The organism is Labrys sp. 22185 (assembly GCF_052045555.1).
Classification (GTDB): Bacteria; Pseudomonadota; Alphaproteobacteria; order Rhizobiales; family Labraceae; genus Labrys; species Labrys neptuniae.
Window position 1 is genome coordinate 1 of the sequence record NZ_JBQEPH010000059.1, and the last position, 15383, is coordinate 15383.

The 15383-nt window shown below is 60.3% G+C and carries 11 protein-coding genes; 8 read left to right on the forward strand and 3 right to left on the reverse strand.

Annotated features, from left to right (window positions below; translation table 11 throughout):
* Positions 1-122 precede the first annotated feature (122 nt).
* From ACTJKX_RS36305 to ACTJKX_RS36315, 3 genes are all read left to right on the forward strand, one after another.
* Positions 123-1028, forward strand: coding sequence for a tyrosine-type recombinase/integrase (locus ACTJKX_RS36305; protein WP_440728288.1), 906 nt, complete (start codon positions 123-125; stop codon positions 1026-1028).
* A gap of 4 nt (positions 1029-1032) precedes the next feature.
* Complete coding sequence (locus tag ACTJKX_RS36310) at positions 1033-2223, forward strand: IS91 family transposase (RefSeq protein ID WP_440728289.1); 1191 nt, start codon at positions 1033-1035, stop codon at positions 2221-2223.
* Between the two features lie 488 nt (positions 2224-2711).
* Positions 2712-3086, forward strand: coding sequence for a VOC family protein (locus ACTJKX_RS36315; RefSeq protein WP_149249068.1), 375 nt, complete (start codon positions 2712-2714; stop codon positions 3084-3086).
* Between the two features lie 557 nt (positions 3087-3643).
* Here the strand turns inward: ACTJKX_RS36315 and ACTJKX_RS36320 are convergent.
* Positions 3644-4375: an SDR family NAD(P)-dependent oxidoreductase gene (locus tag ACTJKX_RS36320; RefSeq protein ID WP_440728294.1), complete on the reverse strand. Its 732-nt coding sequence runs from the start codon at positions 4373-4375 to the stop codon at positions 3644-3646.
* An 81-nt stretch (positions 4376-4456) separates the two neighbouring features.
* On the opposite strand from ACTJKX_RS36320, the gene ACTJKX_RS36325 reads away from it, so the two are divergent.
* From ACTJKX_RS36325 to ACTJKX_RS36345, 5 genes are all read left to right on the forward strand, one after another.
* On the forward strand, positions 4457-4849 hold the full coding sequence (locus ACTJKX_RS36325) for a winged helix-turn-helix transcriptional regulator (protein WP_149249067.1): 393 nt from the start codon (positions 4457-4459) through the stop codon (positions 4847-4849).
* 484 nt (positions 4850-5333) lie between these two features.
* Complete coding sequence (locus tag ACTJKX_RS36330; RefSeq protein WP_440728290.1) at positions 5334-6251, forward strand: hypothetical protein; 918 nt, start codon at positions 5334-5336, stop codon at positions 6249-6251.
* Positions 6241-6729 carry a hypothetical protein gene (locus ACTJKX_RS36335; protein ID WP_440728291.1) on the forward strand — a complete coding sequence of 163 codons (489 nt, stop codon included), beginning with the start codon at positions 6241-6243 and terminating at the stop codon, positions 6727-6729. Before ACTJKX_RS36330 ends, ACTJKX_RS36335 begins: the two co-directional genes overlap by 11 nt.
* Positions 6726-8750: a hypothetical protein gene (locus ACTJKX_RS36340; RefSeq protein ID WP_440728292.1), complete on the forward strand. Its 2025-nt coding sequence runs from the start codon at positions 6726-6728 to the stop codon at positions 8748-8750. The genes ACTJKX_RS36335 and ACTJKX_RS36340 overlap by 4 nt, the downstream gene beginning before the upstream one ends.
* A 165-nt stretch (positions 8751-8915) precedes the next feature.
* A complete protein-coding gene (locus tag ACTJKX_RS36345) occupies positions 8916-12611 on the forward strand; it encodes a DEAD/DEAH box helicase (protein WP_440728293.1) in 3696 nt (1231 codons plus the stop codon).
* Between the two features lie 549 nt (positions 12612-13160).
* On the opposite strand, the gene ACTJKX_RS36350 is transcribed toward ACTJKX_RS36345, so the two are convergent.
* Positions 13161-14351, reverse strand: a complete 1191-nt coding sequence (locus tag ACTJKX_RS36350; protein ID WP_440728289.1) for an IS91 family transposase — start codon at positions 14349-14351, stop codon at positions 13161-13163.
* Positions 14352-14355: 4 nt separating this feature from the next.
* Positions 14356-15261: a tyrosine-type recombinase/integrase gene (locus tag ACTJKX_RS36355; protein WP_440728288.1), complete on the reverse strand. Its 906-nt coding sequence runs from the start codon at positions 15259-15261 to the stop codon at positions 14356-14358.
* Between the last annotated feature and the right edge of the window lie 122 nt (positions 15262-15383).

The following is a 15383-nucleotide window of genomic DNA, read 5'->3' on the forward strand; positions in this document are numbered from 1 at the left end:
TGCACGAACCCGCTTCGCGGGAGTGTCGCCTAGCGGTGAGGTGGCGTAATATTCACAGCCTTTGAGCGGGTGGCGGCGGCCGCCCTCGAACATGGAGTTCCCTTCAACAAGAGGAACTCGCCATGGCTACTGTGTCGACTGGTACATCCGTCTCACCCCTGCGCCAGCGCATGCAGCACGACATGCTCCTGCGTGGTCTGGGCTCGCACACGCAGCAGGATTACGTTCGTCACGTCCGACGCTTTACCGCGTTCCTGGGACGCTCGCCCGACACCGCAACACCTGAGGATATTCGCGGCTTCCAGTTGAGCCAGCATGAGAACGGCATCAGCCCTGCGACGATCAATGGCGCGGTTTCGGCACTGCGATTTCTGTTCCTGGTCACGCTGAAGCGGCGGGATCTGGGGCGTGCGCTGGTGATCGTCCGCCATCCACGCAAATTGCCCGACGTGCTAAGCGTGGAGGAAGCCGCACGGCTGCTCGAGGCCGCACCCGGCATCAAGTACAAGGCCGCGCTCGGCGTCGCCTATGGCGCCGGGCTGCGAGTGTCCGAGGTTGCGCATCTGAAGGTTGACGATGTCGACTCGACACGCATGCTGCTGCGTGTCGAGCAGGGAAAGGGCCAGAAGGACCGCAACGCGATGCTCTCGCCGCAACTGCTGGAACTGTTGCGGCTGTGGTGGCGTGAAGGAAAGCGGCGCGGGGTCATGCTTCCGCATGGCTGGCTGTTCCCGGGGCGCAGTTGCACCGACCCGATCTCGTCGCGGCAGTTGCACCGCGCGGTTCAGGAGGCCGCCGAAGTCGCAGGTATCCGCAAGCGCGTCAGCCCGCACACGCTGCGGCACAGCTTCGCCACTCACCTGCTCGAACAGGATGTCGACATCCGCGTCATCCAGGTGCTGCTCGGGCACAGCAAGCTCGATACGACCGCCCTCTACACCAAGGTCTCGACCCGGATGATCCACGCAGTCGCCGGGCCGCTCGACCGGCTGATGGCGCTGATGGAGGACAAGACACCGCCCGGGTGAGCAGGTGCGGGCGGAACTGGAGATCGCTGACATCTTCCGTGCTGCCGGTCCTGCATACCGGATCGCCCATGCCGGACGCTTGAACCTCACCCAGCTCAAGGTCATGTCGGCGATTGAGCACTGCCGCACCGCATCGCTCGGCGGGCATATCGAAGCCTGCGAGGACTGCGGCCAGTGGCGGATCGCCTATAACTCCTGCCGCAACCGGCACTGCCCCAAGTGCCAGGGCGCGGCCGCGCGGACATGGCTTACCGAGCGCGAGGCTGACCTGCTGCCGGTCGGCTACTTCCATGTCGTGTTCACGCTGCCCGCCGAGGTCGCCGACATCGCCTTCCAGAACAAGGCGTTGATCTACGACCTGCTGTTCAGGGCAGCGTCGGAGACGATGCTGACGATTGCCGCCGATCCGGAGCATCTCGGCGCACGCATCGGCATCACCGCCGTGCTCCACACCTGGGGTTCGGCGATGACGCACCATCCCCACGTGCACATGATAGTGCCGGGCGGTGGCATCGCGCTCGACGGGAGCCGCTGGATCTCGTCGCGCCCGGCCTTCCTGCTCCCGGTGCGAGTGCTTGGGGCGCTATTCCGCCGGCTCTTTCTCACCCGGCTGGTTGCGCTGTACGATGCCGGGCGGCTCGCCTTCTTCGGGTCGCAGGCGCGCCTCACCGAGCGGCGGGCATTCCTGCGCCATCTTGCTCCCGTCCGGAAGACGCGTTGGGTGGTTTACGCCAAAGCGCCCTTCGCCGGGCCGCAAGCAGTGCTCGCCTACCTGTCCCGCTACACCCACCGGGTCGCGATCTCGAACAGGCGCCTCATCAAGTTCGATGAGAGTGGCGTCACCTTCCGCTACAAGGACTATCGCCGCGACGACACCGACCGCCAGCAGGTCATGACGCTTGCCACCCACGAGTTCATCCGCCGCTTTCTGCTCCATGTCCTGCCGAGTGGCTTCCATCGCATCCGTCATTACGGCCTGCTCGCCGGCTCCGCCCGCCAGGCCAGCCTCGCGCTCGCCCGCGAGCTCCTGGACGTCGCGGCACCGTCCGATGACGACAGCCCGGGCGAACCAGACGTCCGCCCGTCATGCCCCTGCTGTGGCGGACGCATGATCGTCATCGAGGTTTTCGAACGGTGGAGGCAGCCGCGCGGACCGCCGGACCCAACGGCGACCAACCGGGAGAATTATCCATGACCCGGCATGGCATGATCCAGCCCCTAGCCGCAGACACTCAGCCTCCGGCAACAGACCCACGCGTCTCTATGGTGACAACCGATGCCGAAGGGGTAACCTCCGGCCGCGCGACGGGCCGACAACATCGCGTCGAGGCTCAACGAAGCCGTCTCTCCGCGTCCATCGCGGCGCTTCCTTCCAGCCGTCGCACCATCGCCGACATCAGCCGCAAATCGAAATCCCCATAGCCCTCAACAGTGGCCCGCGGGTTCCCGCATGGGAGGCTTTCGTACGCCTCACGGCACCCGAAACCCTTCACCATCCCGGACGTTCGTATCGATGGCCGTCAGTCCTGAAACCGGACCTTTCAGGGGGCCATGGTCATCAATGGCTCTTTCGCAGAAGTCAGGTCCAGAACGATCGCTTTAATCGGGATTTTCGCAGCTGCCCATGGCTACGTAGGAGACGTTAGAATGGGAAACCATTGTCTACAGTATTGGAGATGAAATATGTTCACGCACGTCATGATTGGCAGCAACGATTTGGAGCGGGCCCGAAGATTCTACGACGCCACGTTTGCTGCGCTGGGAGGCAGGCCCGGTGAGATGGATCCGAGAGGCAGACTGATCTACACCCACGAGGGCGGCCGACTGATGATCACGAAACCGATCGACGGCAAGCCGGCCACTGTGGCTAACGGTGGCACGATCGGTATCGCGGCCGCAAGCCCTGACCATGTTCTGGCATGGCACGAGGCCGGTACCAAGCATGGTGGCACAGCGATCGAGAGCCCGCCTGCGGAGCGCCCGAACGGCTCATTCGTCGCCTACCTTCGCGATCCGGACGGAAACAAACTCACCGCGCGGTCTCATCCAACGAAGTGAGATCGGCGCCAGCAGCGCCCACGATCATCCGCCCGCTCTGATGGATCGATCAGCGGGCGGAGGAAGGGGATTGCCCTGCAATTGAGATTGATCCTGAGACGGAAGGCAGGAAGATCGATCGGAACGCGCTGAAATTGCAGCACGACTTGCCGGCATCGGCGGATTGGGCTGGCGTGATGGCATGGGCATGTGGGATCGACCTGACAGGATCGTTGTCACGCTCCTGCACCTAACCGGCGGCTAGGGGGCGGAGCCGGACGGTCCGCTTTCGGGTGTCGAAGCCCGATTGGCTGGCGTTCGATGCTGGTAGGTCTCAACGACGGCTTCCGACCCCATTTCAGCTATTACCCTCGTTCCTGCAATGATTGCCTCTGGCCCGAAGTGGACGCTTCACGACAGGTGAACGGAGTCCTCGAGAACCGAGGCCCCAACATGACCGGACTTGGTATTCGGTGTTTTTCCGATGTTGAACGGCTTCGATGTAAAGTCGGTCTGTCATTGAGCGCGTTTTGCTATACCCGACCTGCTCGGATCGGGCACACCGTTTCGACTTGACCTTAGACCTGCCTCAAACCGCCGTCGACGCACAATTCGGCACCGGCGATGTAGCTCGCATCATCGCTCAACAAGAACAAAGCGGCCGCAGCCACTTCTGAAGGCCGCGCCATTCGCCCCATCGGGATCGGAGCGACAAGTGCCGCACGAGTGTCTTCCGGAACCGCGGCCATCATTTCCGTATCCGTTGGACCGGGCGCAATAACGTTGACGCGTATACCTTTGGGCGCGAGTTCTGCCGTCCAGGTTCGAGCATAAGAACGAACGGCTGCCTTGGTGGCGGCATAGGTTCCGTACGAAGAGTAGCCGGCGTTATCGGCGATGGATCCGACGAGCACGACTGACCCGCCTCCTCTCATCACGGGAAGAGCCGCCTGCAGGCCGAAAACCATCCCGCGGACGTTGACGCCAAAGTGGCGGTCGAAGTGGTCTGGCGTTATTTCGGCTATTTGCGCAGGCTCGGACAGGCCTGCATTCAATACGAGCGCGTCAATACGGCCGCATGCTTGTCGCACTTTTTCGACAGCCTCCACCATATCTTCGGGCACACTGGCATCGGTGGCAATGCCGACCGCATCATGGCCGATACCCTCGGCCGCCTTCTCAGCATCTTCACTTCTACGACTGGTGATGAAGACCTTCGCCCCTTCGGCAGAAAGCCGCTCTGCAATCGCCAAGCCTATATCCTTGGCGCCGCCGACGACCAGGGCAACCTTGTTACTCATTCGAGCCATCGTGAATCCTTTCAATTGATGGTCTCGTCATGATATACGGTGGATATCTGGTATCAATTACGCACCTGAAATAGCCTAGATATGGACGAGTATACTGACCTGGAAGCTCTTTCTCATTGCGCCCTTGGCGAGATGGCGCGGGTTCGCCCGGTGCTCGACAAGATCGCTGACAAATGGACGATCCTGATACTCATAGTGATCTGTCCCAAACCCTCGCGCTTCAACGAGATCAAGCGGCGTCTCGATGGGATTACGCACAAGGCTCTCGCCGACGCTTTGAAGAGACTTGAGCGGAACGGCCTCGTGACGAGGACCGTACTCCCGACGCAGCCGATTGGCGTGGAATATGCAATTACTCCACTCGGCCATTCACTGCGGGGGCCGTTTGAAGCACTGTGTTCATGGGCCGCCGCCAATGGCGACAAAGTCGAGGCAGCCACGCTGTGCTATGACAGCACGGCAAATCGTCGCTGACAATCTCGCTATGACCGCTCCTGGGCGCGTCTCTGACCGGATTGGGGCCGAAAGCGGACAGTCCGCGATTGGGGACGTCCAACGAGAAGCGGACATACCGCTGATAGAAGCCTAGGGCCGGAACCGGCCATAGGCGACATCTGGAAGGTCTGCTTCAGCGCAGTTTGCTGGGCCTGTCAATCGAGCAGCCGAGGGTGGCCCGTCGCTGACATTTAGAACGTCCGCTCCCTGGCAATGCGATAACGCTAGGATCCCCCCGCAACGATCAGCCATGCGTAGCTCGGCTTGATCACGGCCACACACGCAGTCCCGATAGTTGTGGCCTGTTAATGGGGCAGCTCGACCACAACAGCCATGCCCGCTTAACACTTACGGTGCGTTCCCAACGGCTCGATGGCGCGTCCTTGTCGGTTCAAGTTATCTACAGACGCCCGTTGAAACATGGCACATTGACGTTAAACTGACATCGAACTGGGGGGGCTTAATGTCAAGTGCTATGCAGGTGTGGAACCCAGATGACTGGGAGGTATTTGCCCTGGTGTTACTTCAAGGCCGCCACGGTCCACTACATGTACAGAAAATTCCTGCGGCCCACAAAGGTGACTATGGAATAGACTATTATTGTACTAAGGACGTGGCCGCTTATCAATGCTATGCGGTAGAGGAGCCGATTGATATTTCGACCAGAGCCGAACGTCAAAAGAAAAAGATTACAACAGATCTTGGGAAACTTATCAAAAATCATGTCGAGGTTGGAAAGCTGTTCCATGGAGAACCCATTCGGCACTGGGTACTGATAGCCCCACTTCACGACAGCAAAGAACTGAATCTTCATTGCGCGAAGAAAACCAAGGACCTGCGTGAGGCTGGCTGCTCTGCGCTGGACGCCATGGTTGAGGTGATCATTCAGGATCCGAGTGACTTTCCCAATGACGCTGTTGCGACGGGAATATCGGCCCTCTCTAAAGTGACGCTATCGATCCCGACACCTTCCCAGTCAGAACTGGCGACGTGGGCGGCCGGTTCTTCCAATCTGCTAGCCAACGCGACACAAAAGCTCAAGAAGCGGGCGCCAGCAGACAAGCTCGATGATGTCGTCGGTGATGCGGTGAAGTCCTTCCTTCAAGGCAATGCGCTACTCGATGCGCTTCGGTCGGGTTCACCTGACCTTCATGAGAAGGTGATGTCTGCTGTTAGGAGCCGCGCGCGGCGCTTGGAATTTGCTGGCCCGCAGCCTGGCGGATCAGCGGGAGAAATTCTCCACGCTGAACTTGATGCTCTGATTGCGGCAATGCAAGCCGCTGCACCAAGCCTCTCCTCTGAGAACGCAGAACTAATTGCTTACGGCTCGATATGCGAATGGATCATGCGGTGCCCGCTGGACTTCCCCAATGTCCAGTGAGGCAAGTCTTCGTCATGCCATTCTAGGCGGAGCTTTCACTTACACAGCGCGCCCCGATCCCATGCCGGGCGATCTCCGCATGTCTTGGGGACTGGCCGTTCTGGTTCTTGCGCTCTTTTACAGCCGCGCCAAGAAGTCCAACTTCCAGAAACTGCAATTCATGGCACATGCAGTTCGATTGCCCGAAGGCAGGGAGGAAGTTCGCGGGTTATTGTCAGGCGCATATCGCCCTACGGAGGTTTCCGTCCGAGTCGAGCCCTCGCTCAACCGTGCTGTGGCTTTCGCCCATGCTTTGAAGCTGGTGGCAATTGAAAGGGGGACCTCGGTCACTCTTACAGATGCGGGCGTAAAGGTGGCCAATTCTATTTTAGCGACCGACGGAGCACTGAAAGATGAAGCATTGTTCTTGTGCGAAGTGGCTCCGAGAATGACTGACGCATTGATGAGGCGAGTTTGGCGGTTGGAGGACCTTTTATGACACTGCGATTCCAGCGCTTGCGCCTTCGTGCGGTAACGTCAAACGGGGTCTACGGCGCCGATGTCCCCTTTGCGTCCGGCTTAACCGTACTTTGGGCTGACAACACGAAAGGTAAGTCGACCTGCATGCAGGGAATACTTTACGCTCTAGGCCTGGAGCGAATGCTAAGCCCACGGCGCGAGATTCCCCTGCCGCATGCGATGACGACTTATCTTAATACGGACGACGAAAAACGAGTTGAGGTACTGGAGTCCAGCGTTTCCGTGGAAATCGCGAACGGAAATGACCAAATTATAACGGTAACTCGCGGCGTGAAGGCGAGCACAGACACGCGACTTGTCACAGTAGATTTTGGTCCCGCACTATCAGGCAGCAGAACCGATCTTCGGCGGCAGAATTTCTTTGTCCTAGACCCCGGCGCCGCGCAGCGAGAGGATGGGTTTCACCACTTTCTAGAAGGATTTCTTGGTTGGCGCCTGCCGCAAGTCAGACGGTACGACTCTCCCGAGACGAAGCTATATCTTGAGACCGTCTTCCCTCTGTTTTGGGTTGAGCAGAAATTCGGGTGGACCGCGATACCCGCCGCTATCCCGACCTATATGCGAATTCGTGAGGTCCATAAGCGCGCTGTCGAATTCATTATGGACCTCGATGTCTACAAGCTTGAAGTGCAGCGAGAGCGGCTAGCGGAGCGTTTGGCCGCGAATTCGAAAGAATGGTCAGTTATCCGGCATGAGCTTGACCGCTTCGTTGCCAGAGGTGGAGGACGGGTAGTTGCTCTAAGCGAAACCCCTGTCGCTGATCTGGATGCATTGTCCAATGCGCATGTGGAGCTGGCTGAGGATCCCGAGTGGGCCCCCTTAAGTTCAGTCGTCACGCGACTCAGAGCAAGCGTTGCGGAATTGGCGGCCAAAGCGGTGCCAGCAGTTAGAGAGCAATCACAAGAGGTTGCGCAGAGGCTGGAGCAGCTCAGCCAACATGCCGATCAGCTAAACGCGAAACGCATTGGCCTACACGGTACCCAACAGATTAAGTTTGCTGACATGCAGTCGCTTAAGCGACGTATTGCCTCTCTCGAAGAAGATCTGACTAAGAACCTCGATGTTCAACGATTGCAGCGCTATTCGGGAGTTACGACAACACTTACGCCAGATCGTTGTCCAACATGTGAGCAAGCGCTGGTCGACACGCTGTTGTCGCAAGATGCTCTCGCAGCTGTAATGCCTGTTTCCGACAATATCGAGTACATCCGATCACAAAAGAAAATGTTCGAAGATATCCTAACCAGAGAGCAGGCAGAGGAAACTGAGCGTCAGGACCAACTCGCGGCAGTCGGTCGTAAGCTCGCGGACTACTATGCTCAAATCCGGCTCCTTCGATCGGAGTTGGTCGCCCCGAACGCAAACCCATCCGCCGCCATCATTGAAGAGCGCATCCGTGCTGAGGCGCGGATGCGAGATCTTGAGGCCCTTCAGGCAACTTTCGATGACGCTTTGGATCGGTTACGTAGCCTGCAGGAAACATATAGCAAATTATTGTTAGAGCGTGAACAGATCCCGACAGATAAACTCTCTCCCAGGGATCATGATAAAATCAATCGACTGACGTCACTCGTTCAAAGTCGAGCTAAAGATTTTGGTTTCAGTACGTTCTCCCCTTCTGAACTTTCCATCTCTCAAGATAGTTACAGACCCGAGAAGGAAGGCTTTGAGATTGGCTTTGAAACGTCCGCGAGTGATGCAATTCGGCTAAAGTGGGCTTATCAATTGGGATTGCTCGAGCTTGCAGATGACAAACCGACTAATCATCCTGGAACACTTGTATTTGACGAACCGCGTCAACAATCGTCTTCTCGGCCAAGTTTTCAGAATCTTCTGATGCGCGCCGCGGCCGCCAAGGCACGCAACCAACAGGTGATATTCTCGACAAGTGAGGATCTTGAAACCCTCAAATCGATAACCGCCACGATTGATTGCAAACAAGTTATCTTCCCGGGCTACATCCTGCAGAAGGTTAGCTAAATTCGAATTCTGCGAACCGCGGGATCGCGGAGACGCGCCAATATAGTCCGGAGACCGCAGCGGCCGTCCCGGTCTGAATGGTCCTTGGGCTCCAGGCGCTTGGGGGCCTGCGAAGGCTAACTCGGCTGCGTTCGGTCGGCCGCCTTGATCACCTGGCGGCTTTGGGTGAGCCGCTCTGCACAAAGGTCGGCTTTCTCGCAGGTTCTGGACGTCGGCAACTGGTGCTTGCTCGTAGAAGTACGGATACGCCACGAAGCTTTGCTGCTTTCACATATTTCGAGCGGCCGTAAGTTCGGGCTGATACATCTTTGGCTTGAGAATCAACAAGAGCCGTCGCGCCCGCAAAACCTGATCGTGGCGAGACGATACTGCTTATCCTTGGGGGCTGCGGTGGAGTTGGAAGATCTTTTCGCGCGTGGCAGCCCGGACGACGAGTCAATCGATCGTCGCGGCGGCCGTGTTTCACTCGATGCGGCCGTCGACACGCCGGCGATGCGGGCCGAGTTCCGCCGTCTTCTAGGACCTCTCGACCAGATGGGTTTCTGGAGCGCGGCAGTCGACGAGGGCACATACCTGCCGGCGCGAGGCCTATGGGCCCCGCAGAGGCGTGCCGTCGGTCTATCGCTGGCACACGTCGCAGTGCTGCGAACAACGGATGGGTCGACCGGCGCCGCTCTTATCAAGATGCCCACCGGAACGGGGAAAACCGGAGTCATCGCCACTCTCGCCTGCGCCGTACCGCAAATCGCACGAGTTCTCGTGCTCACGCCCCGGCGTGCCCTCGTCGACCAGATGGTGCGCGACCTGCACACCCGACTGTGGAGCCGCTTCGACGCCATCTATGACGGCACTGAAGTCAGGGCCCGACGCACCGACGATCCGGACGTCGGCTCCGCGGTTGCCAACGGTCCTGTCTGGCGGTTGCTGCCGAGCGCTGCGGAGCAGCTCTCCCAGATCACCGACCCCAGGGTGATTATGGTCGGAACCTTTTCAGCGCTTGAACAGGTGCTGCGCCCCGATCGGCCAGCTCACAGGCTTTCCGGTCGACGACCCCGGGGATTCGATGCGGCACCACCAGAAGATGAAGAGGGAGATGATCCGCCCGAAGCCGCCCGAACTGCTCTGGTCACCATGCTGCGCGGCTTCGATCTCGTGATAGTCGACGAAAGTCACTATGAGCCGGCATTCGTCTGGTCTCAATGCATCCGCAGCCTGGGCAGACCAACGCTCCTGTTCAGTGCTACGCCCTATCGCAACGATTTTCGCTACTTTGATATAGACGGCCGCTTCGCCTTCAACCTGTCATTCCGAGAAGCGAGCGAGAAGCGCCTGATCCGAAACGTCAAGGTGGAGACGACGCCGGCCGGCGAGGGCGAATCGTTCGCGCAGCGCGTGGTGCGTTTCTTGGGCGAAGTTGGCGCCAGCGCGATGCCCCATGCTCCCGACGAAGCTCGGGTCATCGTGCGAGCGGAGTCGCACGATAGTCTCATTCGTCTGCGGGAGGAGTTGCGGCGCCTGGGACAACACTGCGTCCTGATCCACCATAAGGAGACACGCAACAATCCAGCTTCGCTGCGCTTCGCCAATGCAATGCAGGCCTTCGACGCGCCTGAGACACGCGACGTACGGATCTGGCTCCATCAATGGAAGCTGCTGGAAGGCGTCGACGACAGTCGGTTCTGCGGCGTGGCGGTTATGGAGTCCTTCTCGAATACGCGGGCCGTCATCCAGCAAATTGGGCGGGTGCTGCGATATCATCGCCGCGACCGGAGCGAAACGGCGCTTGTCATAGGCGACACCGACATAGGCGACGACCTTGATGAGCGGTTTGAGCGCTATCTTGGCTATGAGGAACGCTTTGATGCCGATCCAGGCGACGCATTGAAGCGGGAGACTCAGTTCTTTCATACACTACGCGACGCCTCGCCCGCCGTCCAATACATCGCCGGCGACTTCCGCGATCGCTTTGAGCTTGACGGAGAGAGCGTAGGGTTCGGCGACATCCAGTTACCGATGCGAACATTCATCACTCGATCGAACGGAGCTTTGTCGCTCGACCAACTCGCCGCAGCGTCCGCGGAGGCGATGGGGCTGGAAGACCGTCACGACGCAACGGTCATCAAACCTGAGGGTGACGAGCCCACTAACATCCGCCTGGTGGTATACGTGGAGTGGAGCAACTCACCATTGCTGATCAGCAAGGCGATGCCGAACTGGACGCTGGGAATTATGGCCATCGTCAGCGTTGGACAGCGCGTGTTCATGCTCGACACCGAAGGGCTTGTCGTCGACCCGGAACAGTTAGGACTGGAACCAGAGGGCCCCGAGACCCTCCAACGTCTCGTTCCCGTATCCACGGACGATGAGGCTTGGAGGGTAACAGTAGCATCGGCCGTCAGCCTCGATATTTCGGATATGGGCGTCCGGTCGATGTCTGCACGCATGCGGGACTTCTCCGTTGGCTTCTTCGACCTGTCGCAGGGCATGCAGGCGACCACATCGGTCCGGGCATCGATGCGTCCGAAGACAGGCCCCTCGGAAACACGGCACCTCTCACTCCAGCGAGCCACGGTGTCAGACGCCCGCGCGGGATATATTGAAGTCACCGACTACGTTGAGTGGATCAACAAGCTGGCTGACCGCCTCGACTCAGCAATTCCGCCAAGCACGGCTTTTGCGCGCTTTGCCCAAGCGCTCCCGGCACCTGATGCAGCGCGGGCTGTACCGCAGAATATCCTCTTCGATTTTGCTGAGATCATCGGCGAGGACGGCGCAGTGCCACCAGTTGGGTGGGACGCTGGTCGGACCCAAGCACTAGCCCATGCAGATCGGTGCCTTGATGTCGACGGCAATGGAGCGTTCAGCCTCGAGGTGGACGGCCGCAACTTCGAAGGAAAAATCGCTTACACGATCACCGGCTCGACGCGCCGTCGAGGCAAATATGTCATCGAAATGCCCGATCTCGACGCCTTTCTGGTCAACCGCAATAGGGAAGCGTTGAAGCAAGCTGAAAAGGCTCAGCTGCTTTCCGGAGTTCTGTCGCGGACCCAGCCGTTTCGGGTCGTCCCGCGCGACCCATCACTGGTCTATGCGCAGAAGTTTTTCTATCGCCCTTCGCTGGCCATCGATGTGGTCGCACGTGATGAACCCGGCGGCCCCTTGGAGGCCATCATAGCTTCGCCCTGGCTTGCCCAGGTGACCTCCGAGAAGGGTAGCGCAACGTCGGGCCTCGACGACTGGGTGAACGAAAGCGTATTCGGCGGCATTTATGCTCATTTCGATTACGCCGGTCGCGGCCGGCCGGACGCCAGCAGACGCGATGCCATCCGGTCCGTCGACCTCGGACTGGCCGATCTTCTCGACGCCTTTGATGTCGTGATCTGCGACGACGGGGGGACCGAGACGTGCGATTTCCTCTGCATCGACAGAGCAGGCAGCAAGGTCGTCATGATCCATGCCAAGGTCGATGACACACAAATGAGCCTGAATTCCCTCCAAGAAGTTGGCCGTCAGGCTCAGGCAAGCCTCGGTCTGCTGACGTGGATTCATGAGTTTCCCGATCGAACGGTCCTCTGGCGTTCGCGCGTTCCGATTCAGCACGGCCACCTGACGCGGCGAGTGCTCAAAGGACCAAGGGTGGAGGACGCGTGGCCAGAGGTTCGCGATGCACTCCGCTCTCCTCGCTATAATCGTGAAGCGTGGATCTTGGCGGGACGGATCCTTTCGCGCGAGCACTTCAAACGACAGCTGCAGCGCGTTCCACCTCCGCCGAAGCCTCGACAGATGCTCTATTATCTAGCATCACTCCAAACGTCCGCCGCCAGAGCCAATGTAAGCATGCGGATCTTCTGCTCGCCATGACGCGTCGCCATTAATCTTCCGCCTTCTGGCGGACGTTCAATTTCCGATTGTGGCATACCGCAGTCTCCAGCATCCGCTGTTGTAAGAACGACCCGCTTGGGTCGGTTCCCATAGCGAAGGAGTCGCACGGCGAAGGTCCGCTTTTCGAGCAATGAGCCAGAGTCTGCTCCTGGCGCAAAGGTGCCAAGGTGCTCTGCTTTGCTCATGTCCGCGTCTGGGCAGCGGCCGTTATGACGGCAATGACGCCAATGGTGAAGGGTTTCGGGTGCCGTGAGGCGTACGAAAGCCTCCCATGCGGGAACCCGCGGGCCACTGTTGAGGGCTATGGGGATTTCGATTTGCGGCTGATGTCGGCGATGGTGCGACGGCTGGAAGGAAGCGCCGCGATGGACGCGGAGAGACGGCTTCGTTGAGCCTCGACGCGATGTTGTCGGCCCGTCGCGCGGCCGGAGGTTACCCCTTCGGCATCGGTTGTCACCATAGAGACGCGTGGGTCTGTTGCCGGAGGCTGAGTGTCTGCGGCTAGGGGCTGGATCATGCCATGCCGGGTCATGGATAATTCTCCCGGTTGGTCGCCGTTGGGTCCGGCGGTCCGCGCGGCTGCCTCCACCGTTCGAAAACCTCGATGACGATCATGCGTCCGCCACAGCAGGGGCATGACGGGCGGACGTCTGGTTCGCCCGGGCTGTCGTCATCGGACGGTGCCGCGACGTCCAGGAGCTCGCGGGCGAGCGCGAGGCTGGCCTGGCGGGCGGAGCCGGCGAGCAGGCCGTAATGACGGATGCGATGGAAGCCACTCGGCAGGACATGGAGCAGAAAGCGGCGGATGAACTCGTGGGTGGCAAGCGTCATGACCTGCTGGCGGTCGGTGTCGTCGCGGCGATAGTCCTTGTAGCGGAAGGTGACGCCACTCTCATCGAACTTGATGAGGCGCCTGTTCGAGATCGCGACCCGGTGGGTGTAGCGGGACAGGTAGGCGAGCACTGCTTGCGGCCCGGCGAAGGGCGCTTTGGCGTAAACCACCCAACGCGTCTTCCGGACGGGAGCAAGATGGCGCAGGAATGCCCGCCGCTCGGTGAGGCGCGCCTGCGACCCGAAGAAGGCGAGCCGCCCGGCATCGTACAGCGCAACCAGCCGGGTGAGAAAGAGCCGGCGGAATAGCGCCCCAAGCACTCGCACCGGGAGCAGGAAGGCCGGGCGCGACGAGATCCAGCGGCTCCCGTCGAGCGCGATGCCACCGCCCGGCACTATCATGTGCACGTGGGGATGGTGCGTCATCGCCGAACCCCAGGTGTGGAGCACGGCGGTGATGCCGATGCGTGCGCCGAGATGCTCCGGATCGGCGGCAATCGTCAGCATCGTCTCCGACGCTGCCCTGAACAGCAGGTCGTAGATCAACGCCTTGTTCTGGAAGGCGATGTCGGCGACCTCGGCGGGCAGCGTGAACACGACATGGAAGTAGCCGACCGGCAGCAGGTCAGCCTCGCGCTCGGTAAGCCATGTCCGCGCGGCCGCGCCCTGGCACTTGGGGCAGTGCCGGTTGCGGCAGGAGTTATAGGCGATCCGCCACTGGCCGCAGTCCTCGCAGGCTTCGATATGCCCGCCGAGCGATGCGGTGCGGCAGTGCTCAATCGCCGACATGACCTTGAGCTGGGTGAGGTTCAAGCGTCCGGCATGGGCGATCCGGTATGCAGGACCGGCAGCACGGAAGATGTCAGCGATCTCCAGTTCCGCCCGCACCTGCTCACCCGGGCGGTGTCTTGTCCTCCATCAGCGCCATCAGCCGGTCGAGCGGCCCGGCGACTGCGTGGATCATCCGGGTCGAGACCTTGGTGTAGAGGGCGGTCGTATCGAGCTTGCTGTGCCCGAGCAGCACCTGGATGACGCGGATGTCGACATCCTGTTCGAGCAGGTGAGTGGCGAAGCTGTGCCGCAGCGTGTGCGGGCTGACGCGCTTGCGGATACCTGCGACTTCGGCGGCCTCCTGAACCGCGCGGTGCAACTGCCGCGACGAGATCGGGTCGGTGCAACTGCGCCCCGGGAACAGCCAGCCATGCGGAAGCATGACCCCGCGCCGCTTTCCTTCACGCCACCACAGCCGCAACAGTTCCAGCAGTTGCGGCGAGAGCATCGCGTTGCGGTCCTTCTGGCCCTTTCCCTGCTCGACACGCAGCAGCATGCGTGTCGAGTCGACATCGTCAACCTTCAGATGCGCAACCTCGGACACTCGCAGCCCGGCGCCATAGGCGACGCCGAGCGCGGCCTTGTACTTGATGCCGGGTGCGGCCTCGAGCAGCCGTGCGGCTTCCTCCACGCTTAGCACGTCGGGCAATTTGCGTGGATGGCGGACGATCACCAGCGCACGCCCCAGATCCCGCCGCTTCAGCGTGACCAGGAACAGAAATCGCAGTGCCGAAACCGCGCCATTGATCGTCGCAGGGCTGATGCCGTTCTCATGCTGGCTCAACTGGAAGCCGCGAATATCCTCAGGTGTTGCGGTGTCGGGCGAGCGTCCCAGGAACGCGGTAAAGCGTCGGACGTGACGAACGTAATCCTGCTGCGTGTGCGAGCCCAGACCACGCAGGAGCATGTCGTGCTGCATGCGCTGGCGCAGGGGTGAGACGGATGTACCAGTCGACACAGTAGCCATGGCGAGTTCCTCTTGTTGAAGGGAACTCCATGTTCGAGGGCGGCCGCCGCCACCCGCTCAAAGGCTGTGAATATTACGCCACCTCACCGCTAGGCGACACTCCCGCGAAGCGGGTTCGTGCA